The organism is Sphingomonas sp. (genome assembly GCF_024508665.1).
In the GTDB taxonomy this organism is placed as follows: Bacteria; Pseudomonadota; Alphaproteobacteria; order Sphingomonadales; family Sphingomonadaceae; genus Sphingomonas.
In genome coordinates this window covers 84,102-108,239 of the sequence record NZ_JANINP010000006.1, presented here as the reverse complement: position 1 = coordinate 108,239, position 24,138 = coordinate 84,102, and the positions used below count along the sequence as shown (strand labels likewise).

Sequence of the window (24,138 nt, the reverse complement as noted above, 5' to 3'; positions counted from 1 at the left end):
GCGAAAGCAGGGCACGAAGCAAGTAGATTTATCCGCATGCAAGGGCCGCCGGCGAAGCCGTCGGCCGGATCGAGGTTGCACCTCGTCCGCCGGCCGTGCGGGGCGGTGCGCAGGCGCACCGGCGCGGGCGTGGCCGCGCCTCCGCCCCGCAAAATTACATTAACCATCAATCGTTTCGTCGCGGGACACGGCTGAATCGGGGGGCGCTTCGGTAAGCTTTTCGCGGTAAGGCGCTTCGCGCCCGGCCGACGCGCCGGCACAAGCGAAGGACACCGCACCCAAGTGATCGATTGGCGTAACTGGACCGTCCGGCAGACTCGCGTGGCATTGCTCGCGGGACTGGTCGGCGTGCCCATGCTCGCCGTGTCGGCCAAGGCTGCGGTGGTCGCTTATTACGCCGCGCAGGCCAGGGCCGAGGCGCCGCCGCTGCCGCCGATCGGCTATGAGAGCGAGGATCATTTCCCCGGCGCGGCGCTATTCTACGTCGCCGAGGAGCAGGCCGCGCCGAGCGCCGGGACCACCGGCACCACCGCGCTGCCCGATCTGCCGGTCCCGGCCAATGCCGACCTGACGCCCGATACCGACGGCACCGTCCGCCCGGCCTTGCCCTTCTCGATGGCCGGCGCCAGCACGCTCGACAAGGCGCGCGCGCTCGATTGCCTGGCGACCGCGATCTATTACGAGGCGGCGTCCGAAAGCGAAGAGGGGCAGCGCGCGGTCGCGCAGGTGATACTCAACCGCGTCCGCCACCCGGCCTTTCCCTCGACCGTGTGCGGCGTGGTCTATCAGGGGTCGGAAAAGACCACCGGCTGTCAGTTCAGCTATGCCTGTGACGGATCGATGGCGCGCGTGCCGATGCGCGCGGCGATGGACCGCGCGCGCCGCTACGCGCTCGACGCGCTCAACGGCTATGTCGTGAAGGCGGTCGGCTTGGCGACGCACTACCACACCTATCAAGTCACGCCGGCCTGGAACCGCAGCCTGGTGATGACCGATGCGATCGGCATGCATTTCTTCCATCGCTGGAAAGGCTATTGGGGCACGCCGGCCGCGTTCAGCAACGCGCGTTATCACGGCGGCGAACCGGTGCCCGGACCGCACGCCAGGATCGCGCCGCCGCTCACGCCGCTGCCATCGACCCAGTTCGCGGCCTATACGCCGGGAATCGCGGCGCCGGTCGTCCCGGGATTGCCGGTGCCGCCCGCGCCAAGCACCAACCTGGCGCTGATCCAGCCCAAATATCAGGACACCAGCGTCGCCCGCGCGGTGCCGCCGGCGGCCGACGACACTCTGCCCGGCACGTCGCAGATCCTCGACCGCTGGAAGGATTCGGGCAAGCCGCTGCGATAGGTCGGCCGGGCCGGCCAGGCCTGCGCTGCATCGATCATGCCGCCGCCCGGTCCGACACGGCGATCGAGAGGGAATCGGTCTCGGTCAGGAATTTCGCCAGCGGCATCGGCCGTCCGAGCAGATAGCCTTGAGCCTCGCGATACCCAAGCTCGCGGACCAGCTCCAATTGGCTCGGGCTTTCGATTCCCTCGACGACGCAATGCAGATGGAGATGGTCGCACAGGCCCTTGATCGCGGCGAGCACGTCCTTGTCGCTGCGATCGCTTGCCTCGATGAAGCTGCGGTCGACCTTCACCTTGTCGACCGGAAGCCTGCGCAGATAGCTCAGGCTCGAATAGCCGGTGCCGAAATCGTCGAGCACGATCTTGCACCCCAGATCGCGCAATGCGCGTATGCCGACGATCGCCAGGTCGAAGTCGCGCATCAGCGCCGTTTCGGTGAGCTCGAACTTCAAGCGCGCGGGAGAAACGCCGCGGCGCCTGATTTCACCGAGCAGGAACGCGATCGTCTCGCTCGACACGATGTCGTGCGCCGACAGGTTGAAGGAAATACGCAGATCCTCCGGCAGGTCGGCAAGCGCGTCGAGCGCCTGCCGGAATAATGCCAGCGTGACCTTGTGGATCAGGCCCAGACGCTCCGCGGCGGCGATGAAGATATCCGGCGGAACGTTGCCCAGCGCCGGATTGTGCCAGCGCGCGAGGACCTCCGCGGTCCGCGTCCGCATCGAGCTCAGGTCGACGATCGGCTGCAGGTGAATCGTGAGTTCGACGTCGAGATCCGCTGCCTGCAGCGCGGCCTCGACCGCCCGCGCGGATCGTATCCTGGTCTCGTGCTCGACGGAGAAGAGCGCGCAACGTCCGCGCTGTTCGGACTTGACGTGGTAAAGCGCGTAATCGCTGCGGTCGAACAGGGCGTGCGCCGATTGTCCGGCGTCCGGGAAGATGGCGAAGCCGCCGGAGCATCCGATCGCGACGCGCGTCTCGTCGACGCGATAGGGTTGGCTGATGACGGTACAAAGACTTTCGCCGACCGCTTCCGCGGCGTCGCAATCGCCGAACACGATGACGCCGAACTCATCGCCTCCAAGGCGAGCGACCACGATGTCGCTGCTCGCGAACGCGGCCAGCCTGCGGCCCACTTCCCCGAGCAGACGGTCCCCGATGACATGGCCATAGGTATCGTTGACCGGCTTGAACCGGTCGAGATCGAGCACGCCGACGGCAAAGCGCGTATTCGCCATTTTCGCCGTTTCGATGGCCGCCTCGAGCCGTGCGAAGAAGAAGCGCCGGTTCGGTAGCCCGGTAAGGCTGTCGGTCATCGCCAGTTTGGCATTCTCTTCGCCAAGTCGTTCGGCTTCCGCGCTTTTGGCGGCGATGTCGCGCTGCGACCGTATGAGGTCGACAAAGCCCTTGTAACTGTTGAGCAGTACCCGGATCATGACGAGCGAGACGAGCGCGATATTGAGCGCGATCGCCGTCCACACCGTGCTGCCCTGATAGAAAAAATAGGCGAGATAGGGACCGGTCACCAACAGGCATCCGAGCAGCGCCGCCTGAGGCAAGGCCATCAGGCAGAAGATGCAGGCAATGACCGTGATCGAGATGTACAGGGCGACATGGCCCTGCTCGTACGGGCCGCCATAATGGGCCAGGCTCAGCGCCCATAACACCGCCGTCAGCCCGAACCCGCCGGCGAAGAAGATCGACCGTTTCAGTTGCTTACGGGCGGCGAGCACGCCGATCGGCTCCTTGCGCGGCCGGAGCCATTGCACCATCCGCGACAAAGAGAGCGCACAGAGCCCCGCCGGCATGACATAGGCCAGGAACGGTGGCGCGACCATTCGATGGGTAAAGGCGACCGCCGCGGTGTTGACGATCACCAACGAGTAAAGCAGCGGAATCTGGCGCGTGATTTCCCGATGCTGCGCAAGGATGACTTCTGGCTCGTCGCTCAGCGCCAGAAACCGCAACATACGGCGCGTCAATTTCACCAAATCGTCAATCACGCGACGCCCCCTTCCACCGGACGCTATGCAAGGGGCAGTATTGAAGAGCGTTTAAGATGATCGGGTTTTTGCGCTAATCCATATCAGCTTAACGGACGCGCCACGCCTCACGACAGGCGTCATGCCACGGGCGACGGCGCGTCTGGGCGAAAATCTCCCGGCGGAGCCAGGACAAGCGTCCGGCCTGCCCTTGGCGGGACGTCGGCGGGAATATCCCTGCCCCTACTTTCCCAGATACTTTTCCCACCACGCGGCCACCCGCTTGCGCAGGTCGGCGACATGTTCGGGCTGGCGAATGCCATGGCCCTCGTCAGGATAGATCATCAGCGTGGTCGGCACGCCGAGTTCCTTGAGAGCATGCCAATATTCGATCGACTGAGTGGGGGGCACCTCGATGTCGCGTTCGCCGACATAGATGAAGGTCGGGGTCCTGGCCTTCTTGATATAGGTGATCGCCGACGCCTCGACATAGGGCTTGGGGTCGTCATAGGCCGACTTGCCGAAGAACGGGATCATCCACTGGTCGATGCCGTTGGTGCCGTAATAGCTGATCCAGTTGCTGAGGCCCGCGCCGGCCACGATTGCCTTGAAGCGATTGGTCTGGGTGTTCGCCCACATCGCCATGAACCCACCATAGCTGCCGCCGGTCAGGCCGAGCCGATCATCGTCGACCGGCGCGATCTTCTCGACCGCGTCGATCCCGGCCAGGATGTCGCGCAGGTCGCCGCCGCCGAAATCGCGTCGGTTGGCGGCGGTGAACGCCTCGCCCTGGCCGAAGCTGCCGCGCGGGTTGGGCAGGAAGACGTAATAACCCGCCTTGATCATGTCGGCCGGCCCGTTGTCGCCGAAGAAATAGGGCGTGTTGGCGGAGGACGGGCCGCCATGGACGATCGTGACCATCGCCGCCTTGCGTCCGGGTTCGGCGGTGAGCGGTGCGAGCAGCCATCCCTGCACGGAATATCCGTCATTGGTCCAGGTCACGCTGGTCGCCTTGGTGATCGCGGCGACCGCATCATTGTCGCTCGTGATCTTGCGCGGTGCCATGGCGGGCCCGGCATAGATCGCCGGCGCGTGCTCATAATCCTGCACCACCGTCGCGATCACCGACCCGTCGGCGCTATAGGCGACGCGGCCGTCGCCGGCGGCGAAGCTCGCGGGTTTGGACCACAGGATGCTGCTACCCTTGGCGCCGAGCGCGGCGACCTGGGCGTTGGCGCCCATCAATCGCGTGTCGCGAATGCCCGCTTTGGTCCAGGTCAGCGAGGTGACCGTCGCCTTGTCGTTTTTGGTCGCGTTGACCGGTTCACCGCCGGCGAACGGCACCGTCCAGACGTCGCCGCCGACCGCGCCGAAGTCGCTCATCAGCCCGCCGATATAGGCCACGCTCCGGCCATCGGGCGAGACGCGCGGCGCGTTGATCTGGGTCTTGGGCCGGGCGATATTGCGCACCGCGCCGGTCGACGCATCGATCGCGTCGAGCGTCGCCACCCACCAATTATTGTCGCCATTGCCGAGCGCGGTCGTCGCGACGAAGCCGGCGCTGTCCGGAGTCCAGCTATATTCGTAGATGTACCGGTCGGCGGGAGAGACCGGCTTGACGTCGGTGACCGGCGCGCCCGCCAGGTTGAACACCGCCAGCCGCTGTTCGTCGCTTGTCTCGCCGATCTCTCCGACTTGCCGGACGCCGGGCTGGGTTGCGCCCGATTCCTTGGCGGCGTTGAGCGTCACCAGCAACGCGATCTTCTTGCCGTCGGGCGAGAAACGCGGCGTCTGGGCGATGCCCTTCACATTGGCGATGGTGCGCGTGGTCTTGCCGTCGGCCAATGCGAGCGCGACGATGCCCGTCCCGCGATCGCGCTGCAGATAGGCGAGCGCGCCGCCGGGTCCGAAGGTCAGCCCCGAATAGCTGCATTGCGCGCAGGGATCGATCGTCGCCAGGATCTTGCCGTCCTTGGCCGACCGCACGACGATCCGGCCGTGTGCCGGCTTGGCAAAGGTGCCTTCCTCTTCCTCGACGCTGGCGACCCGGTCCCCCGCGGCGGAAAGCGCCAGCCCCGAATAGGAATGAAGCGGCGCCGCGATGGCGGGTGCGGATGTGGCGGCGAGCAGGACGGCGGCAAAAGCAAGACGCATCGGCGACTCCATGGGAGGAAGGATGCGAGCGATACGCCGTCGTTAGCGATAGGCAAGGTCTATGGAGTCCCTCCGCGCGCGGGAGAGGGAGGGGCCCACCGCCGTCAAGCGGTGGGGGGGTGAGGGTCTTCTTTCTTCTTCCAAGTGGTTCATGCCTCAAAGAAAAGAAAGAAGACCCTCACCTAACCCTCTCCCGCTCGCGGAGAGGGCTTACTAAAAAAGGGGCCGGTTTCCCGGCCCCTCTCATTGCGCCCCTCCGCGCAACTGCGACTACCAGCGGCGCTGGCCGTCATGCTTGTCGAACCGCACCTTTGCGCTCAGCGCGTCGTAGCGGCGCTCGAGGTCGGCGCGTTCGCGCATGTCGATCCGTCCGCCCGACACACGATAGCGATATTCGAGCTTCTGGATCCCGCGCAGCTGGCCCTGCAGCTGGAAAGCCTCACGGCGATTCAAATTGCCCGAGCGGATGCCCTGATCGATCCGCGACTGGATCATCTGCGCGCGCTGATTGAGCGGCGCGAACGGCGCGGCGACCGAAACGGCTGGGAACGCGGCGGTGGCAAAGCCCAGCCCCATCAGCATAACAGTCAGCTTCTTCATGTCTCTCACTCCTTTGGTGACCGATCGAGCGGTCGAGAGACTGTTTCGGCCCCAACTGTCGCCGATCTGTGCCGGGAAATGTCCGAATGTGTCGCGGATGATCGCGAGCGCGTCAGGTTCGTTCAGGTAGGTGAACGGGGGCTGTCGATTGTCCACTTCCCTCCCTGCAAGCAGGGAGGGGCTAGGAGTGGGTGAGCGCGGACGAGGCTCGATGCCTCGTCCGACGCTGTTTTGACGACCAGGCAATGAGTCTTTTTGGGCGCGCAGACGCGCGCACCCACCCCCAACCCCTCCCTTGCAGGGAGGGGAGCTCTACCCGAACGAATACGGCACCGGCCCGCGTGCGTCGGGGTCGATATGGATCTCGCTTGCCGCCGGCGGGAAAGCGCGCTGGTCGCAATCGGTGCGCGGACAGATGCGGCACGACACGCCGATCGGTGTCGCGGCATCGTCGGCGCGGATGCCGTCGGCATAAACGAAATCGGCGGCATGCGCTTCCTCGCAGCCGAGCGTCACCGCATAGCGGCGCGGGCTGCGGGTGAAACTGCCCGAGGGCTTGACCAATCCCTTGGCGATCGAGACGTAGCGCGTGCCGTCGGGCGTTTCCGCGAGTTGGACGGCGATGCGGTCGGGGATCGCGACCGCCTCGTGCACGCCCCATAACGGACAGGCGCCGCCGAACCGCGCGAACTGGAAGCGCGTCGCCGAATGCCGCTTGGTGATGTTGCCCGCCATGTCGACCCGGCAGAAGAAGAACGGAATGCCCGCCGCGCCCGGACGCTGCAAGGTCGACAGGCGATGGCAGGTCTGTTCGAAACTGACCCCGAAGCGCAGGCTCAACCGGTCGATATCGTGGCGCAGCTCGCGTGCGATGGCGCGAAACCGGACATAGGGCATGACCAAAGCGCCCGCGGCGTAATTGGTCAGTCCGGCGGCGAGCAAGGCGCGGCCGGCATCGGAGGCGATCCCCTCGCGGGCGATGTCGCGGATCAGATCGGCGAATTCCAGCCGCGCCAATTGGTGCGCGAGCGCGAAACGCTGGCTCGCCTCGGGCAAGGCGGGGTCGAGCCGCAACAGGCGTGCGCCGGGATCGTAGGCGCGCACCGGGCCGCCCAGCTCGCGATCCGCGGCGACGGTGATGCCAAAGCGCCGGCCGAGCCGGTTCTCCAGGGCGGCGCCATCGATAGCGCCCTCGCCCATCTCTTCGGCGATCGTCTCGGCCGCGCGGTCGAGCGCGTCGACATAATTGCGCTCTGCGTGAAACCAGTCGCGCACTTCCTCCCACGGAAAGCGCGCCGCTTCGGCCGCGCCCGCCTCGAACCGGTCGTCGAACGCGCGCAATTGCTCCTGCGAGCGGCGGAACGCGGCGTGGAGCGCGACCATCCGCCGCGCGAGTTGCGGTTGTTGCCGCGCCCCGCGCCGCAACGTCGCCTCGTCGATCCGCGCATCGGGCACGCTGGGATCGCTCGACGCCTCGATTGCATCGACCAGCAGCATCCCTTCGTCGGCCGCCGCGATCGTCTCCCAATCGGCGGGGAAAGCGCGGGCCAATGCGACCATCACCAACGGCGTGATCGGGCGGTCGCCATTCTCGATCTGCGACAGATAGCTGACCGATACCGCAAGCTGGTCGGCCAGCGCGCGCTGGCTCAGCCCCAGCCGCTGGCGCAGCGCGCGGATCCGGTGTCCGGCAAAGATGCGGCGGATGCCTTCGGACATGCCGAGGGAATAGTTTGCAAACCCGGCATCGGCAAGTTTGCAACATTACAGTTGCGGAGGCGCGCTGCTAGGGGAAAGAAGCCCGGTCCGTATCAGGAGTCTCCATGTCGTCGACCATCGCCGAACTCGAGAAGAAGCGCGCCGCGGCCCGATTGGGTGGCGGAGAGAAGCGCATCGCCGCACAGCACGCCAAGGGCAAGCTGACCGCGCGCGAACGGCTCGACGTGCTGCTCGACGAAGGCTCGTTCGAGGAGCTCGACATGTATGTCGAGCATAATTGCGTCGATTTCGGCATGCAGGACCAGATCATCCCCGGCGACGGCGTGGTCACCGGATCGGGCACGATCAACGGCCGGCTGGTGTTCGTGTTCAGCCAGGACTTCACCGTGTTCGGTGGCTCGCTGTCGGAGCGCCACGCGCAAAAGATCTGCAAGATCATGGACATGGCGATGAAGGTCGGCGCGCCGGTGATCGGCCTCAACGATTCGGGCGGCGCCCGCATCCAGGAGGGCGTCGCCTCGCTCGGCGGTTATGCCGAGGTGTTCCAGCGCAATGTGCTCGCCTCGGGCGTGGTGCCGCAGCTCAGCCTGATCATGGGCCCCTGCGCGGGCGGCGCGGTCTATTCGCCGGCGATGACCGACTTCATCTTCATGGTGAAGGATTCCTCCTACATGTTCGTCACCGGCCCCGACGTGGTGAAAACGGTGACCAACGAAGTGGTGACGCAGGAAGCGCTCGGCGGCGCCATCACCCACACCACCAAGACCTCGGTCGCCGACGTCGCGTTCGAGGATGATATCGAGGCGCTGCTGGCGGCGCGCGATTTCATCGATTTCCTCCCGGCATCGAACCGCGAGCCGGTGCCGGAACGCCCGTCCTCGGACCCGTGGGATCGCATCGAGGACAGTCTCGACAGCTTGATCCCGGCCTCGGCCAACCAGCCCTACGACATGCACGAGCTGATCCGGAAGACCGTCGACGAAGGCGATTTCTTCGAGATCCAGCCCAAGCATGCCGCCAACATCATCTGCGGCTTCGGCCGGATCGAGGGGCGGACGGTGGGGATCGTCGCCAACCAGCCGATGGTGCTGGCCGGCGTGCTCGACATCAATTCATCGAAAAAGGCGGCGCGCTTCGTCCGTTTCTGCGACGCGTTCGAGATTCCGATCATCACTTTCGTCGACGTGCCGGGCTTCCTGCCCGGCACCGCGCAGGAGCATAACGGCATCATCAAGCACGGCGCCAAATTGCTGTTCGCTTATGCCGAGGCGACCGTGCCCAAGATCACCGTCATCACGCGCAAGGCCTATGGCGGCGCCTATGACGTCATGGCGTCGAAGCATCTGCGCGGCGACCTCAATTACGCCTGGCCGACCGCGGAGATCGCGGTGATGGGCGCCAAGGGCGCGGTCGAGATCATCTTCCGCGGCAAGACGCCGGAGGAGATCGCCGAGCGCACCGCCGAATATGAGGCGCGCTTCGCCAACCCGTTCGTCGCGGCGGCCAAGGGGTTCATCGACGAAGTGATCCAGCCGCACTCGACGCGTCGGCGCATCGCTTTGGGCTTGCGCAAATTGCGCAACAAGAGCCTCGAGAATCCGTGGAAGAAGCACGACAACATTCCGCTTTGACGAAAGGCCGCCCCTCATGATCTCCATCCTCGCCCTCCTGCTCCAGGCCGCTCCGGCTCCGGCGGCGCCCGCGCCGTGGACGGTGACCCCGCGCCCGAGCAGCGACCCCAGTATCACCACGACGGTGACCGGCGCGTCCTCGGCCGACGGCAATGCCAAGCTCGTCGTGCGCTGCGATTCCGGCAAGGCCAAGGTCGTGTCGGTCCAGCTGTTCAGCCGCACGCCGCTCGGCGGGCCGCCGGCGCGTCCGGTGTCGCTGACCTTCGACGCCAACACGCCGATGATCGACAATTGGGAATTCGTGCCCCAGGGCGCTTTTCAGCGCGATGACGTCGCGGTGACCACGCTGACCACCGCCTTGGCCGCGGCCAAGACGATCAAGGTCCATACCACGACGACGACCGGCGAGCCGGTCGACGCGACTTTCACCGGACCTGCCAGCGCGCAGCCGATCACCGCGGTGCTGGCGGCGTGCGGCTATACGCTCGGTCAGCCGCCGGTTCGCGCGCCCGAGCCCAAGGACGACAAGAAGGCGGATCAGTGAAGCTCGGCCGCCTCAACCATGTCGGGGTCGCGACCTCCTCGATCGCCGACGCCATTCCCTATTGGCGCGACGTGATGGGGGCGACCGTGATCCACGACCCGTTCGATCTGCCGGCGCAGGGCGTGAAAGTGTGTTTCGTCGATACGCCCAACACCCAGATCGAACTGATCGAGCCGCTGGGCGACACCTCGCCGATCCGCGCCTTTCTCGACAAGAACCCGGCCGGCGGCCAGCATCATCTCTGCTACGAAGTGCCCGATATCCACGAGGCCAAGGCCTGGTTCGAGGCGAAAGGCGCGCGGGTGCTCGGCGAGCCGCGGATCGGCGCGCATGGCACGCCGATCTTCTTCGTCCATCCCAGGGATATGGGCGGGGTGCTGACCGAGATCATGGAGACGCCCAAGGAGGGGCATTGATACCGACATCCTCTCCCTCGACGGGAGAGGATAGTGGAGCTTGCGAGCTTGCTCGCTAGCGGAACTTGGAGAGGGTGAGCGGTCGCCCAGCGACCGCGCGAAGCTTTCAGCTTCGCACCCTCTCCCAACTGCGACTAGGCCACCGCGTGGCCAAGTCTCCGTATCCCTCTCCCGCAAGGGGAGAGGGTGGGTTGAGGGGAACCGAATGGCCTACGAACACATCCTGACCGAACGCAAAGGCGACGTGCTGGTCGTCACGCTCAACCGTCCCGACCGCCTCAATGCCGCGCCGCCGGCGATGTTCGTCGAGATCCGCGAGGCGCTGGCCGATCTCGGCGGCGCGCGCGCGGTGCTGATCACCGGGGCGGGGAGGGCGTTCTGTTCGGGTGCCGATGTCGGCGGCGGCGCGCTGACCGCGGCCGATCGCGGGCTCGATCCGGGCCAGGCGACCTATGACGCGCTGACCGGCAGCTACAATCCGACGCTCGCCGCGATCGCCGATCTGTCGGTGCCGGTAGTGAGCGCGGTGCGCGGCCCCGCCGCCGGGATCGGCTGCAGCCTCGCGCTCGCCGCCGATTTCTGCGTCGCCTCGGACACCGCCTATTTCCTCCAGGCCTTCGTCAATATCGGCCTGGTGCCCGATGGCGGGGCAAGCTGGATGCTGACGCGGCTGATCGGCCGGCCGCGCGCGACCGAGATGATGATGCTCGGCGAACGCGTTCCCGCCGCCAAGGCGGTCGATTGGGGCATGATCTACAAAGCGGTCGCCGACGATGCGCTCGATGCCGAGGCGCTGGCGCTGACCGAGCGGCTCGCCGCCGGGCCGACCGTTGCGCTCGGCCTGATGCGCCGCCAGCTGCACGACGCGCTCGAAGGCGATTACGCCGCGGCGATGCAGCGCGAGGCGGACAACCAGCGCGCCGCGCGCGCCACCCACGATTCGATGGAGGGCGGCATGGCCTTCCTCCAGAAGCGCAAGCCCGCGTTCAAGGGCGCCTGAGACGGAAGGAGCGCCCTTTCGGGGGCCGGATACGATCATGACCACCAACCCGACCCGCGACGACTGGAAAGCGCTCGCCGACAAGGAAGTGAAGGGCAAGGACCTCACCTGGCACACGCCGGAGGGGATCGAGGTCAAGCCGCTCTACACCGCCGAGGACGTCGCCGGCGTCGATCCCGGCTTGCCCGGCTTCGCGCCCTTCACCCGCGGCGTGCGCGCGTCGATGTATGCCGGCCGGCCCTGGACGATCCGGCAATATGCCGGCTTCTCAACCGCCGAGGAATCGAACGCTTTCTACCGCCGCAACCTCGCCGCCGGCCAGAAGGGCCTGTCGGTCGCGTTCGATCTCGCCACGCATCGCGGCTACGACAGCGACCATCCGCGCGTGGTCGGCGATGTCGGCAAGGCCGGCGTCGCGATCGACACGATCGACGACATGAAGATCCTGTTCGACGGCATTCCCTTGGGCGAGATGTCGGTCAGCATGACGATGAACGGCGCGGTGATCCCGATCCTCGCCTTCTTCATCGTCGCGGGCGAGGAACAGGGCGTGCCGCAGGCGCAGCTCGACGGCACCATCCAGAACGACATCCTCAAGGAGTTCATGGTCCGCAACACGTACATCTATCCGCCGGCGCCGAGCATGCGGATCATCGCGGACATCATCGCCTATACCTCGGCCAACATGCCGAAATTCAATTCGATCTCGATCTCCGGCTATCACATGCAGGAAGCCGGCGCGACGCAGGTCCAGGAACTCGCCTTCACCATCGCCGACGGCCGCGAATATGCCAAGGCGGCGATGGCGGCGGGGCTCGACATCGACAAGTTCGCCGGCCGCCTGTCATTCTTCTTCGCGATCGGGATGAACTTCTTCATGGAAGTCGCCAAGCTGCGCGCCGCGCGCAAGCTGTGGCACCGCGTGATGAGCGACCTCGGCGCCAGGGACGAGCGCTCCAAGATGCTGCGCACGCATTGCCAGACCAGTGGCGTGTCGCTGCAGGAGCAGGATCCGTACAACAACGTCATCCGCACCACGGTCGAGGCGATGGCGGCGGCGCTCGGCGGCACGCAGAGCCTCCACACCAATGCGCTCGACGAGGCGATCGCGCTCCCCACCGATTTCTCCGCCCGCATCGCGCGCAACACCCAGATCGTGCTGCAGGAAGAGACCGGGATCACCCATGTCGTCGATCCGCTCGGCGGGTCCTATTATGTCGAGGCGCTGACTCAGGAATTGTACGACCGCGCCTGGGAGATCATCGAGCGCGTCGAGGGCGAGGGCGGCATGGCCAATGCCGTCGCCGCCGGCTGGCCCAAGGCGATGATCGAAGAAGCCTCGGCGGCGCGCCAGGCACGAGTCGATCGCGGCGAGGACGTGATCGTCGGGGTCAACAAATACCGGCTTGCCGAGGAAGACGATCTCGACATCCTCGACGTCGACAACCACGCGGTGCGCGAGGCGCAGATCGCCCGGATCAAGCGGGTCAAGGCGGGCCGCGACGAAACCAAGTGCCAGGCCGCGCTCGACGCGTTGCGAGAGGGCTGCAAATACGCAAATCCTCCCCGAGCTCCGCTCGGGGAGGGGGACCAGCCGGAGGCTGGTGGAGGGGTCGCCGACGCAGTCGGCGGGCTAAGTTCCCCTCCACCCCCGGCTACGCCGGCGGTCCCCCTCCCCGAGCAAGCTCGGGGAGGATTTGAGAACAATCTGCTCGCCCTTGCCGTCGAGTGCGCCCGCCAGCGCGCGACCTTGGGCGAGATCTCCTCGGCGATGGAGGACGTGTTCGGCCGCTACGGCACCAAGCCGACGCCGGTGAAGGGCATCTATGGCGGCGCCTATGATCACGACGCGCGCTGGGACAATCTGCTCGCGGGCGTCGCGGCGACCGAGCGACGCCTCGGCCGCAAACCACGCATGCTGGTCGCCAAGATGGGCCAGGACGGGCATGATCGCGGCGCCAATCTGGTCAGCTCGATGTTCGGCGATCTCGGCTTCGAGGTGGTGCCCGGCCCCTTGTTCCAGACGCCGAAGGAAGCGGCGATGCTGGCGCTGGAGAGCGACGTCGACGTGGTCGGCGCGTCGAGCCTCGCCGCCGGGCACAAGACGCTGATCCCTGAACTGATCGGCCATTTGCGCGACGCCGGCCGCGCCGACATCAAGGTGATCGCCGGCGGGGTGATCCCCGCACAGGACTATGAGTTCCTGCGCGACGCAGGCGTCCAGGCGATCTTCGGTCCCGGCACCAATCTGATAAAGGCGGCGGAGGATGTCCTCCGCCTGCTCGGCCATAACATGCCCCCCGAGGCGGAGGCGGCGGAATGACCGAGATCGAGGAGGAACTGGTCGAGGCGGCGCAAGACGCCGAAACCCTGCTCTACGACTATTTCAAGCACCTCACCTCGCTGTGCATCGTGTCGCTCGGCGGCGTGCTGGCGCTGGTGCAGAATGCCAAGGATCTGCCCCGCGCGGCGATCATCGCCGTGCTCGTCGTCCTGGGCAGCGCGGCCCTGTTGTCCTTTACCGGCGCGGGCGAGATCGTCCGCACGCGCTACCGCCGCCAGCCCCTCGGCAAGAGCATCGACTTCTGCCGTATCGCTGCCCCCATCCTGCTTTCGGTCGGGGTCGGCATGTTCATCTACCTCTTTTCCCGGACCCTTCAGGCATGACCCGTTCCGACTGGACGCGCGACGAGATCGCCGCGCTCTTCGACCTTCCCTTCACCGAGCTCGTGTTCCGCGCGGCCGAGGTGCATCGCGCGCATCACGCGGCGAACGAGGTGCAGCTGTCGACGCTGCTGTCGATCAAGACCGGCGGATGCCCGGAAGATTGCGGCTATTGCTCGCAATCCTCGAGCCACGAGACCGGCCTCAAGGCGACCAAGCTGATGGACGTCCGCGCGGTGCTGCAGGCCGCTGCGCAGGCCAAGGACAATGGCTCGTCGCGCTTCTGCATGGGCGCGGCGTGGCGCAATCCCAAGGACAAGGACATCCCCGCGCTGGTCCAGATGGTGAAGGGCGTGCGCGACATGGGGATGGAGACCTGCATGACGCTCGGCATGCTGACGCCCGACCAGGCGCGCGCGCTGGGCGAGGCCGGGCTCGATTATTACAACCACAATATCGACACCTCGCCGGAGAATTACGCCAACGTCATCTCGACGCGCAGCTTCGAGGACCGGATCGAGACGCTGGAGAATGTGCGGAGCGCCGGGATCAACGTCTGCTGCGGCGGCATCGTCGGCATGGGCGAGACGCGTGCCGACCGCGTCGGCTTCATCCATGCGCTGGCCAGCCTGCCGGTCCATCCCGAGAGCGTGCCGATCAATGCGTTGGTGCCGGTCAAGGGCACCGTGCTCGGCGACATGCTGGCCGACACGCCGCTCGCCAAGATCGACGATATCGAATTCGTCCGGACCGTCGCGGTCGCGCGGATCACGATGCCCGGCAGCATGGTGCGGTTGTCCGCCGGGCGCGAGAGCATGTCGGAAGCGGCGCAGGCGTTGTGCTTTCTGGCGGGTGCCAATTCGATCTTTACCGGCGAGAAGCTGCTGACCACCGGCAATGCCGGCGAGGACAAGGATGCGGCGCTGTTCGCGAAGCTGGGCCTGGCGCCGATGGCGGCGGAACAACGCAGCGTGATGGAAGCTGCGGAGTGAGCAGGCGCCGGATCGCTATCGCCGGCTTCGTGCTCGCGACCTTGCTGCTCGTCTGGTGGCTCTTCGCGAATTGGTACGTCTGGTCGATGGCGAGCTTCGACTGCGCCGATCTCGTCAGCTCGCCGGCCTGCGAGGAAAGTGCCCATCGCCGGGTAACGATCCAAATCTTCGCCGCAATCGCCGCCTGGGCGGTGCTCGCATGGCTGACTTTCCGGAACTGGGGCAAGCAATAATGTTCAAGAAAATCCTGGTCGCCAATCGCGGCGAGATCGCCTGCCGCGTGTTCCGCACGGCGAAGAAGATGGGGATCGCGACGGTCGCGGTCTATTCGGATGCCGACGCGCGCAGCCCGCACGTGCTGATGGCCGACGAAGCGGTTCGGCTCGGGCCCGCGCCGGCGGCGGAGAGTTATCTCAAGGCCGAACTGATCCTCGATGCCGCCAGGATCACCGGCGCCGACTGCATCCATCCCGGCTATGGCTTCCTGTCGGAGCGCGAAAGCTTCGCCAAGGCGTGCGCCGAAGCCGGCATCGCCTTTGTCGGCCCGCCTCCCAACGCGATCGCGGCGATGGGCGACAAGATCGAATCGAAGAAGCTCGCCAAGGCGGCGGGGGTTAATGTCGTCCCCGGCTTCCTCGGCGAGATCGCCGACACCGATGAGGCGGTGAAGATCGCCTCCGACATCGGCTATCCGGTGATGATGAAGGCCTCGGCCGGCGGCGGCGGCAAGGGCATGCGGCTGGCCTGGAGCGAGCAGGACGTGCGCGAAGGCTTCGAGGCGACCAAGCGCGAGGGCCTGGCCTCGTTCGGCGACGACCGCGTGTTCATCGAGAAGTTCATCGAAAGCCCGCGCCATATCGAAATCCAGGTGCTCGGCGACCAGCACGGCAACATCGTCTATCTGAACGAGCGCGAATGCTCGGTGCAGCGCCGCCACCAGAAGGTGGTCGAGGAAGCGCCGTCGCCGTTCGTCAGCCCCGAGATGCGCCGCAAGATGGGCGAGCAGGCGGTCGCGCTGGCGCGCGCGGTCGGCTATTATTCGGCCGGCACCGTCGAGCTGATCGTGTCGGGCGCCGACACGACCGGCGAGAGCTTCTACTTCCTCGAGATGAACACAAGGCTCCAGGTCGAGCATCCGGTGACCGAGGAGATCACCGGGCTCGATCTGGTCGAACAGATGATCCGCGTCGCGGCAGGCGAGAAGCTGTCGTTCGGGCAGGAGGATGTGCGGATCGACGGCTGGTCGATCGAGAACCGCGTCTATGCCGAAGACCCCTATCGCGGCTTCCTGCCCTCGATCGGGCGGTTGGTGCGGTACGAGCCCCCTGAGGCTGATGCCCATCAGGCGCCGTTCCCCATCAGCCCCTCCCCTTCAGGGGAGGGGTTGGGGTGGGGCGGTGCCACAGACCGATCGGCCGAGACGAGAGGCCCCACCCCCATCCCAGCATCAGGTCGGTCAGGCTCCCAGCCTGACCTAAACCGCGCGGGGCGCGGTTTACCTGATGCTCCTGAAGGGGAGGGGCGAGCCAAGACCCGCGTCGACGACGGTGTCCTCGAGGGCGGCGAGGTCAGCATGTTCTACGACCCGATGATCGCCAAGCTGATCACCTGGGCGCCGACGCGCGAGCAAGCGATCGATCGCCAGATCGCGGCGCTCGACGAATTCGTGATCGAGGGGCCCGGCAACAATCTCGATTTCCTGTCGGCGCTGATGCAGCATCCGCGCTTCCGCGAAGGCGCGCTGACCACTGGCTTCATTGCCGAGGAATATCCCGAAGGCTTCGCTGGCGCGCCGGCCTCGCCCGGGCTGCTCAAGGCCCTGGCCGCGGTCGCCGCCTTTGCCGCCACGGCCGAGGCCGATCGCGCGCGGCGGATCGACGGCCAGCTCGGCAAGCGCTTGCGCCCGCCTTCGGGCTGGACGGTGCGGATCGATGGCGTCGATCACCAGGTCGAAATCTCGACCGACGGCGTGACGGTCGATGGCGACGATCTCGACCTGGCGCTCGAATATACGCCGGGCGATCACATCGTGACGGCCGAGCTTGGCGACGAGGAGCTGACCGTGCGCATCGCGCGGACGCGAACCGGATTCCGGCTCACGACGCGCGGTGCCTCACATGTCGCGCGCACTCTGCCCGCGCATGTCGCGCCTTATGCCGCGCACCTGATCGAGAAGATCCCGCCCGATCTGTCGAAGTTCCTGATCGCGCCGATGCCGGGTCTGCTCGTGCGGCTCGACGTCAAGCAAGGCGACCAGGTCCAGCCGGGCCAGCCGCTGGCCGTCGTCGAAGCGATGAAGATGGAGAATATCCTGCGCGCCGAGAAGGCGGCGACGGTCAAGTCGGTGGAGGCCAAGACCGGCGACAGTCTGGCGGTCGATCAGGTCATATTGGAGCTCGAATAGCCCCTCCCGTCGCGGGAAACATGAACCGAACCGGCCCGATTGCGACAAAATACGACATATTCGGGATGGACCTCTGTCCTACCGGTCGCCATGCTTTCCGGAATGAAACGGTCGCGTATCGCCATGATGCTCGCCGTCGCGCTGCCGCTTCAGGCGTGCATGGTGGGGCCGAACTACAAGCCGCCGGCGAGCGCCTCGCTCGGCGTGCCCGACGCCTATTCCGGGCCCGCGTCGACCGGAGCACTGCCCGACATCTCGACCTGGTGGACGTCGTTCGGCGACACCGAGCTGACCAGCATCATCGACCGCGCGCGCCGCGGCAATCTCGACATCGCCCAGGCGGTGGCGCGGCTGAAACAGGCGCGCGAAGGACTGGTTCAGGCGCGCGCGTCGCTGTTGCCGACGGTCAGCGGATCGGCCGGCTATAGCCGCAGCCTGCTCGATTCGGTCGGCCCGCGCGACAATTTCTCGATCGGCGCCGACGCCAGCTACCAGGCCGACATCTTCGGCGGCACGCGCCGCTCGATCGAGGCAGCGAAGGCGACCGAGCAGGCCTCGGGCTACGATCTCGCCACCGTCCAGACCTCGATCGCCGCCGAAGCCGCGCGCAACTATATCCTGGCCCGCCAATATCAGGCCGCGCTCAAGATCGCGCGCGACAGCCTGGCGATCCAGGACGACAATCTGGAGATTGCCGGTTTCCGCGTCCAGGCGGGTTTGGTGTCGAGCCTCGACCAGGAACAGGCCCGCGCGCAACGCGCCCAGACCGCCGCGCAGATCCCGACGATCGAACAGAATTATGCCGCCGCGGTGAACCGGCTGGGCGTCTTGACCGGCCAGGCGCCGGGCGCGCTCAAGGCCGAGCTGGAGGCGGTGCAGCCGATCCCCATGGGCCCGGCCGACATTCCGACCGGTATCCCCGGCGACATCTTGCGCCAGCGCCCCGACGTCCGCGCCGCCGAACGCACCCTGGCCGCCTCGACCGCGCAGATCGGCGTGGAGAAGGCGGCGCTCTATCCGGCGCTCAACATTACCGGCAATATCGGCACTTCGGCCTCGGCGCTCGGCAGCATCGCCAATGTCATCACCGGCAGCCTGTTCGCGGGGCTCACCCAGTTGATCTTCGACGGCGGCCGCACGCGCAGCCGGGTGCGATCGCAGGAAGCGGCGGCGGAGGGCGCTCTCGCCTCCTACAAATCGACCGTGCTGACCAGCCTGGAGGACGTCGAAAACGCGCTCCAGGCGCTCCAGGCGGCGAAGCAGCGCCAGCGCGAGTTCGCGGTCGCGCTCGATGCGTCGAACGCCGCGGCGATCCTCGCGCGCAGCCAGTATCGCGCCGGGCTGACCGACATCACCACCCTCAACAATAGCGAGGCGGCGTTGCTGTCCGCGCAGAACGGCTTGAACGGCGCGCGCGGCGACCAGGCGCAGGCGATGGTCGCGCTCTACCTCGCGCTCGGCGGCGGGTGGGATGCCACCAAGCCGCCCGAACTCCCGCAGGGATAAGAACATGGCGACGAACCAGGCCGAACTCGACGAATTCCTCGGCGGACGACCGCCGTCCAAATTCAGGCGCTATGCCATATGGGCGGGGATCGCGATCGGCGTCGTCCTGCTCATCCTGCTGCTGATGCGGCTGTTCGGCGGCGCCGAGACGTCGGGCTATGCCACTGAACAGGCGCAAAAGGGCAATCTGACCGTCACCGTGTCGGCGACGGGCAAGCTCGCCCCGACCAATCAGGTCGATGTCGGCTCCGAATTGTCGGGGCTGGTGACCAAGGTCGTGGTCGACGTCAACGACCGCGTCGCGCAGGGCCAGCCGCTCGCGATCATCGATCCCAGCCGCTTCCAGGATACGGTCAACCAGTCCAAGGCCGCGCTCGATGCCGCGGTGGCGACGGTCGGGCAAAACAAGGCGACGCTTGCCCAGGCGAATGCGACGCTGGCGCGGTTCCAGGAAGTCAGCCGTCTGTCGGGCGGCCGCGTCCCGGCCAAGACCGAGATGGACCAGGCGATCGCCGACCGTGATCGCGCCGTCGCCAACCTCAAGGCGGCGCAAGCCAATGTCATCGCCGCCCAGGCCACCTTGTCGTCGAACCAGACCCAGCTGACCAAGACGATCATCCGCTCGCCGGTCAACGGCGTCGTCCTCGCGCGTCAGATCGAGCCGGGCCAGACCGTCGCGGCGAGCTTCAACACCCCGACCCTGTTCGTCATCGCCGAGGATCTCAGCCAGATGAAGCTGGAAGTGGCGATCGACGAGGCCGATGTCGGCAGCGTCAAACAGGGCCAGCGCGCGACCTTCACGGTCGATGCCTTTCCCGGCAAGACTTTCCCCGCGACGATCACGCGCGTCGATGTCGGCTCCAACCTGTCGGCGCAAACCTCCACCTCCAGCAGCTCGACGACATCGAGCTCCGCGGGGCAGGTCGTGTCCTATGCCGCCGAATTGGCGGTGCAGAACGCGGATTTCCAATTGCGTCCGGGCATGACGGCGACCGCCGATATCGTCACGATGGAAAAGAAGAACGTCCTTCTCGTCCCCAATGCCGCCTTGCGCTTCAAGCCGCAGGCGACGGGCGCGCCCGCGGCGCAGGCGAGCGGCGGAATCGCCGGCGCGCTGACTCCCCGGATGCGGCGGCGTGGCGGCGGTGGCGACAGCGCGGCGCCGCTCGAACGCGGCTCCAAGCAGACCGTCTACGTCAAACAGGCCGACGGCAGCCTGAAGGCGATATCGGTCACGACGGGCGACAGCGACGGCACGATGACCGAGATCACCGGCGGCGATCTGCAGCCGGGAATGCAGGTCGTGACCGGTCAGCTCGCCGGATCGGGCGGCAACAGCGCGGGCGGTAGCCGGCGGCGCTCGGGCGCGGGCGGCGCTGGCGGTGGCGGCAATGGGGGCGGCGGGCAGCGCGGTGGCTGACGGCATCTCCGACCCGCTGATCCGGCTGCGCGGCGTCACCAAGACCTATGGCACCGGCGCGACCGCGTTCCAGGCGTTGAAGGGCGTCGACCTCGACATCGCGACCGGCGATTTCGTCGCGGTGATGGGGCCATCGGGCTCGGGCAAGTCGACGACGATGAACATCCTCGGTTGCCTCGACGTGCCGAGCGCCGGCGAATTCATCTTCATGGGGCATCATGTCGAAAGCCTCGACCGCGACCAGCGCGCCCTGCTCCGGCGCAAATATTTTGGCTTCGTATTCCAGGGGTTCAACCTGCTCGCCCGCACCTCGGCATTGGAGAATGTCGAGCTGCCCCTGCTCTATCGCGGCGATGCCAAGGCCGAGCGGCGAGAGATGGCGCTCGCGGCGCTCGACCAGGTCGGATTGAAGGACTGGTGGGACCATACGCCGGGCGAATTGTCGGGCGGGCAGCAACAACGCGTTGCCATCGCCCGGGCGATCGCCACCAAGCCCGCCGTTCTGCTCGCCGACGAGCCGACCGGCAATCTCGACAGCGAACGCTCGGTCGAGATCATGGAATTGCTGAGCGACCTCAACAAACAGGCCGGCATCACCGTGCTGATGGTGACCCACGAACCCGACATGGCCGCCTTCGCCAAGACCATCGTCCATTTCAAGGACGGCCTGGTCGAGCGGATCGAGGCCGGGCATGCGCAAGGGGAGAAGGTGGGATGAGAGGCGTGATCACTCTTATGCCCCTCCCCTTCAGGGGAGGGGTTGGGGTGGGGCCTATCCGCAGGCCATATCGCCCGCCGCACGGCCCCACCCCCGACCCCTCCCCTGAAGGGGAGGGGAGTATTTAAGATGCTCGGCACCACCTTCATCCTCGCGATCCGCTCGATCCGGCGCCACTTGCTGCGCTCGTTCCTGACCGTGCTCGGCATCGTCATCGGCGTCGCCGCGGTGGTGGCGATGGTGACCCTGGGCAAGGCGACCACGCTCCAGGTCCAGAAATCGATCGCCAGTCTCGGCACCAACGTGCTGCAGATCCGTCCCGGCCAGGGGTTCGGCCGCGGCGGCGGCGGGCCGCGTCCGCCCGATTTCGATCCGCGGGATGTCGATGCGATCGGCAAGCAGATCACCGGCGTCACCGCGGTCGCACCGCAAGCCCAGTCGACCGGCACCGCGATCTATGAAGGCGCCAATTGGTCGACCACGGTCAACGGCACGACCAACGGCTATTTCGAGGTCCAGCCCTGGCCGCTGAGCAGCGGCCGCTATTTCACGCCCGCCGAGGAAAGCGCGGGCAAGGCGGTCTGCATCATCGGCAGCACGGTCTATACCAACCTCTACAAGACCAAGGATGCGCTCGGCACGCGAATGCGGATCGCCGGCATTTCGTGCGACGTCATCGGTGTTCTGACGACCAAGGGCCAGTCGGGATTCGGCGGCGATCAGGACGATGTCGTGATCATGCCGATCAAGGCGGTGCAGCGGCGGATGACGGGCAATACCGACGTCCGCCTGATCCTGGTCGGCGTCGACCAGGCCTATTCGACCGCGCAGGTCCAGGCGTCGATCACCGACCTGCTGCGCGAACGCCGCCACATCACCGGCGGCAAGGAAGACGATTTCAACATCTTCGACACCAAGCAGATTTCGGACACGCTCAGCAGTACGACCACGCTCCTCACCAACATCGTCACCGCGGTTGCCGGCATCAGCCTGGTCGTCGGCGGTATCGGCATCATGAACATCATGCTGGTCTCGGTCACCGAACGCACGCGAGAGATCGGCATCCGCCTGGCGATCGGCGCGGTCGCCAACGAAGTGCTGATGCAATTCCTGGTCGAGGCGGTGGTGCTGTCGTGCCTGGGCGGGCTGATCGGATTGCTGCTGGGGCAGGTCGCGGTGATATTGCTGTCGGTGCTCGGCCAATTGCCGTTCATCTTCGACGTCCAGATCAACGTCATCGCTTTCCTGATCTCGGGCGCGATCGGCGTCGTGTTCGGCTTCTTCCCGGCGCGCCGCGCCGCCTCGCTCAACCCGATCGACGCCTTGCGCCACGAATAGGGCGGCGCGACAGACGCGACCCATACCGTCATCCCCGCGACAGCGAGGACCCATCTCCCGGACGGGCAGCAAGTTCGCACCGACGTGATGCGCGGATGATGTTGGAGCTGGGTTCCCGCTTTCGCGAGAGTGACGGATCAGGATTCGAGGCGCCCCCGCACTTGGCCGAACTTGGCCATCAGCTTGTCGAGCTCTTCCTCGGTATCGACATCGATCAGCTCGTCGGGATGCGTGACGACATGCCGCCCGGCCAGGATCAGGTCGCGCGCGCCGGCATCGCCCTCGAGCGTTTCGAGCGCGTCGAAGCGGTTGGCGCCGAACAAGGCAGGCGGCTTGGGGTGCACGCCGTCGCTCGACGCGACCACCGAGTCAGGTCCGGTCGCGGCCTCGAACAGGCGATGGATCTGCGCCGCGGTCACGCGCGGCATGTCGGCGAGCGCGATCAGCACCGCTTCGATCCCCGGACCGCGCGCCGCCTCGACGCCCATCTTCAGTGACAACGACAATCCCTGTTCGGGGCGGCTATTGTGCACCTCGTGATAACCGCGCGCCGCGTAATCGAGCTGGACGCCGTCGCGCACCACCACTCTCCGGGCGAACGGCACCGCGTCCAACGCGGTAACGACATGCATGCCGAGCGGCTGACCCAGGAACGTCTCGGTGAGTTTGTCGGACAGGCCGAACCGCGCCGATTTGCCCGCGGCGAGCAGGATCAATGCGGTGGTTTCAGGCTCGATCACGCAGCGCTCCCACCAGGCCGGCGGCGATCGACAAGGCGATCTCGGCCGGGCCGACCGCGCCGATGTCGATCCCGGCGGGCGCATCGATGCGGTCGAGGTCGGAGTCTGAAACGCCCAGCGCGCCCAGACGCTCCCGCCGCGCGGCATGGCTCCGTCGCGATCCCAGAGCGGCGACATAGCCGGTCGGCGCCGCCAGCGCGGCGGCGAGCGCGGGGTCGTCGATCTTGATGTCGTGCGACAAGGTGACGACCGCGGTCGCGGCGTCGGGCTTGAGCGCGGCGACCGCCTCATCGGGCCAGCGGTCGTCGAGCGTCACGCCGGGAAAGCGCTCCGGGGTCAGGAAGCGCGCACGGGGATCGATCACCGTCGTCGCGATGCCGAGTTCGCGCGCCAGCCCGGTCAGCGCCTGGGCGATCTGCACCGCGCCGACGATCAGCAAGCGGCGCGGCGGCTCGTAGCGATTGACGAACGCCGCGCCCTCGATCGGACGCAGGCTCGACTGGCCGGTGTCGAGATTGGTGACGACGTCGAGCGCCGTGCCTGTCGCTCGCGCCTCGACGATGCGGTCGAACAATTCGGGATCGAAGCCGTCGGCCGCGACCGGCTGGACCATCACCGCGATCTCGCCGCCGCAGGGAAGCCCCACTTCCCACGCCGCGGCGTCGGCGACGCCGTAATGTTTGAGCTGGAACGGCGCGCCGGCGATCACCTCGGCCGCGACGGTCAGGATATCGGTCTCGACGCAGCCGCCCGATACCGATCCCTCGAACCGGCCGTCGTCGCGCACGATCATATGGCTGCCGCGCGGGCGGGGCGCGGAGCCCCAGGTCGACACAACCGTGGCCAACGCCATCGGCGCGCCTCGCCAGGCCAAGGCGGCGGCGATGACGGCGTCGTTATCGGCCATGGTCACTCCCCAATTCCTCCCCGAGCTTGCTCGGGGAGGGGGACCAAGCGA

General features: G+C 66.7%; 20 protein-coding genes. 14 read left to right on the top strand and 6 right to left on the bottom strand.

Annotation, left to right across the window (positions count from 1 at the left end; all coding sequences use genetic code 11):
- Positions 1-282: 282 nt before the first annotated feature.
- On the top strand, positions 283-1,350 hold the full coding sequence (locus Q0L25_RS09285) for a cell wall hydrolase (protein WP_296613600.1): 1,068 nt from the start codon (positions 283-285) through the stop codon (positions 1,348-1,350).
- 34 nt (positions 1,351-1,384) lie between these two features.
- Here Q0L25_RS09285 and Q0L25_RS09280 read toward each other — a convergent pair whose 3' ends face one another.
- The 4 genes from Q0L25_RS09280 to Q0L25_RS09265 all read right to left on the bottom strand — a co-directional run bounded on the left by Q0L25_RS09280 (position 1,385) and on the right by Q0L25_RS09265 (position 7,807).
- Positions 1,385-3,355, bottom strand: a complete 1,971-nt coding sequence (locus tag Q0L25_RS09280) for an EAL domain-containing protein (protein ID WP_296613598.1) — start codon at positions 3,353-3,355, stop codon at positions 1,385-1,387.
- A 222-nt stretch (positions 3,356-3,577) separates the two neighbouring features.
- Complete coding sequence (locus Q0L25_RS09275) at positions 3,578-5,488, bottom strand: S9 family peptidase (protein WP_296613596.1); 1,911 nt, start codon at positions 5,486-5,488, stop codon at positions 3,578-3,580.
- A gap of 270 nt (positions 5,489-5,758) precedes the next feature.
- Entirely contained in the window at positions 5,759-6,088 is a 330-nt protein-coding gene (locus Q0L25_RS09270; protein ID WP_296613594.1) for a hypothetical protein, read from the bottom strand.
- A gap of 312 nt (positions 6,089-6,400) precedes the next feature.
- Positions 6,401-7,807: a short-chain fatty acyl-CoA regulator family protein gene (locus Q0L25_RS09265; protein ID WP_296613593.1), complete on the bottom strand. Its 1,407-nt coding sequence runs from the start codon at positions 7,805-7,807 to the stop codon at positions 6,401-6,403.
- Positions 7,808-7,911: 104 nt separating this feature from the next.
- Here Q0L25_RS09265 and Q0L25_RS09260 point away from each other — a divergent pair, with 104 nt between their 5' ends.
- The 13 genes from Q0L25_RS09260 (at position 7,912) to Q0L25_RS09200 (ending at position 22,440) form a co-directional block, all read left to right on the top strand.
- Positions 7,912-9,438 (top strand): acyl-CoA carboxylase subunit beta, encoded by a 1,527-nt coding sequence (locus tag Q0L25_RS09260; protein WP_296613591.1) that lies wholly within the window; start codon positions 7,912-7,914, stop codon positions 9,436-9,438.
- 16 nt (positions 9,439-9,454) lie between these two features.
- Positions 9,455-9,982, top strand: a complete 528-nt coding sequence (locus tag Q0L25_RS09255; protein WP_296613588.1) for a hypothetical protein — start codon at positions 9,455-9,457, stop codon at positions 9,980-9,982.
- Positions 9,979-10,398, top strand: a complete 420-nt coding sequence (mce, locus tag Q0L25_RS09250) for a methylmalonyl-CoA epimerase (protein ID WP_296613586.1) — start codon at positions 9,979-9,981, stop codon at positions 10,396-10,398. The genes Q0L25_RS09255 and mce overlap by 4 nt, the downstream gene beginning before the upstream one ends.
- A 205-nt stretch (positions 10,399-10,603) precedes the next feature.
- Entirely contained in the window at positions 10,604-11,398 is a 795-nt protein-coding gene (locus tag Q0L25_RS09245; RefSeq protein ID WP_296613585.1) for an enoyl-CoA hydratase-related protein, read from the top strand.
- Between the two features lie 37 nt (positions 11,399-11,435).
- On the top strand, positions 11,436-13,721 hold the full coding sequence (gene scpA, locus Q0L25_RS09240; protein WP_296613583.1) for a methylmalonyl-CoA mutase: 2,286 nt from the start codon (positions 11,436-11,438) through the stop codon (positions 13,719-13,721).
- Positions 13,718-14,065, top strand: a complete 348-nt coding sequence (locus Q0L25_RS09235; RefSeq protein WP_296613582.1) for a hypothetical protein — start codon at positions 13,718-13,720, stop codon at positions 14,063-14,065. Before scpA ends, Q0L25_RS09235 begins: the two co-directional genes overlap by 4 nt.
- The gene (gene bioB, locus Q0L25_RS09230; RefSeq protein WP_296613580.1) at positions 14,062-15,054 is read left to right on the top strand and encodes a biotin synthase BioB; all 993 of its coding nucleotides are present in this window, start codon (positions 14,062-14,064) and stop codon (positions 15,052-15,054) included. Before Q0L25_RS09235 ends, bioB begins: the two co-directional genes overlap by 4 nt.
- A complete protein-coding gene (locus Q0L25_RS09225) occupies positions 15,051-15,287 on the top strand; it encodes a hypothetical protein (RefSeq protein WP_296613579.1) in 237 nt (78 codons plus the stop codon). Before bioB ends, Q0L25_RS09225 begins: the two co-directional genes overlap by 4 nt.
- On the top strand, positions 15,287-17,458 hold the full coding sequence (locus tag Q0L25_RS09220) for an acetyl/propionyl/methylcrotonyl-CoA carboxylase subunit alpha (protein WP_296613578.1): 2,172 nt from the start codon (positions 15,287-15,289) through the stop codon (positions 17,456-17,458). The genes Q0L25_RS09225 and Q0L25_RS09220 overlap by 1 nt, the downstream gene beginning before the upstream one ends.
- Before the next feature lie 102 nt (positions 17,459-17,560).
- On the top strand, positions 17,561-18,964 hold the full coding sequence (locus tag Q0L25_RS09215) for an efflux transporter outer membrane subunit (protein WP_296613576.1): 1,404 nt from the start codon (positions 17,561-17,563) through the stop codon (positions 18,962-18,964).
- Positions 18,965-18,968: 4 nt separating this feature from the next.
- Positions 18,969-20,384 (top strand): efflux RND transporter periplasmic adaptor subunit, encoded by a 1,416-nt coding sequence (locus tag Q0L25_RS09210; protein ID WP_296613575.1) that lies wholly within the window; start codon positions 18,969-18,971, stop codon positions 20,382-20,384.
- Positions 20,356-21,102, top strand: a complete 747-nt coding sequence (locus Q0L25_RS09205) for an ABC transporter ATP-binding protein (protein WP_296615655.1) — start codon at positions 20,356-20,358, stop codon at positions 21,100-21,102. Before Q0L25_RS09210 ends, Q0L25_RS09205 begins: the two co-directional genes overlap by 29 nt.
- A gap of 129 nt (positions 21,103-21,231) precedes the next feature.
- Positions 21,232-22,440, top strand: a complete 1,209-nt coding sequence (locus Q0L25_RS09200) for an ABC transporter permease (RefSeq protein WP_296613573.1) — start codon at positions 21,232-21,234, stop codon at positions 22,438-22,440.
- A gap of 137 nt (positions 22,441-22,577) precedes the next feature.
- Here Q0L25_RS09200 and Q0L25_RS09195 read toward each other — a convergent pair whose 3' ends face one another.
- Both Q0L25_RS09195 and Q0L25_RS09190 read right to left on the bottom strand, forming a co-directional pair.
- Positions 22,578-23,180 carry a nucleotidyltransferase family protein gene (locus tag Q0L25_RS09195; RefSeq protein WP_296613571.1) on the bottom strand — a complete coding sequence of 201 codons (603 nt, stop codon included), beginning with the start codon at positions 23,178-23,180 and terminating at the stop codon, positions 22,578-22,580.
- Positions 23,167-24,087, bottom strand: coding sequence for an XdhC family protein (locus tag Q0L25_RS09190; RefSeq protein ID WP_296613569.1), 921 nt, complete (start codon positions 24,085-24,087; stop codon positions 23,167-23,169). The genes Q0L25_RS09195 and Q0L25_RS09190 overlap by 14 nt, the downstream gene beginning before the upstream one ends.
- Between the last annotated feature and the right edge of the window lie 51 nt (positions 24,088-24,138).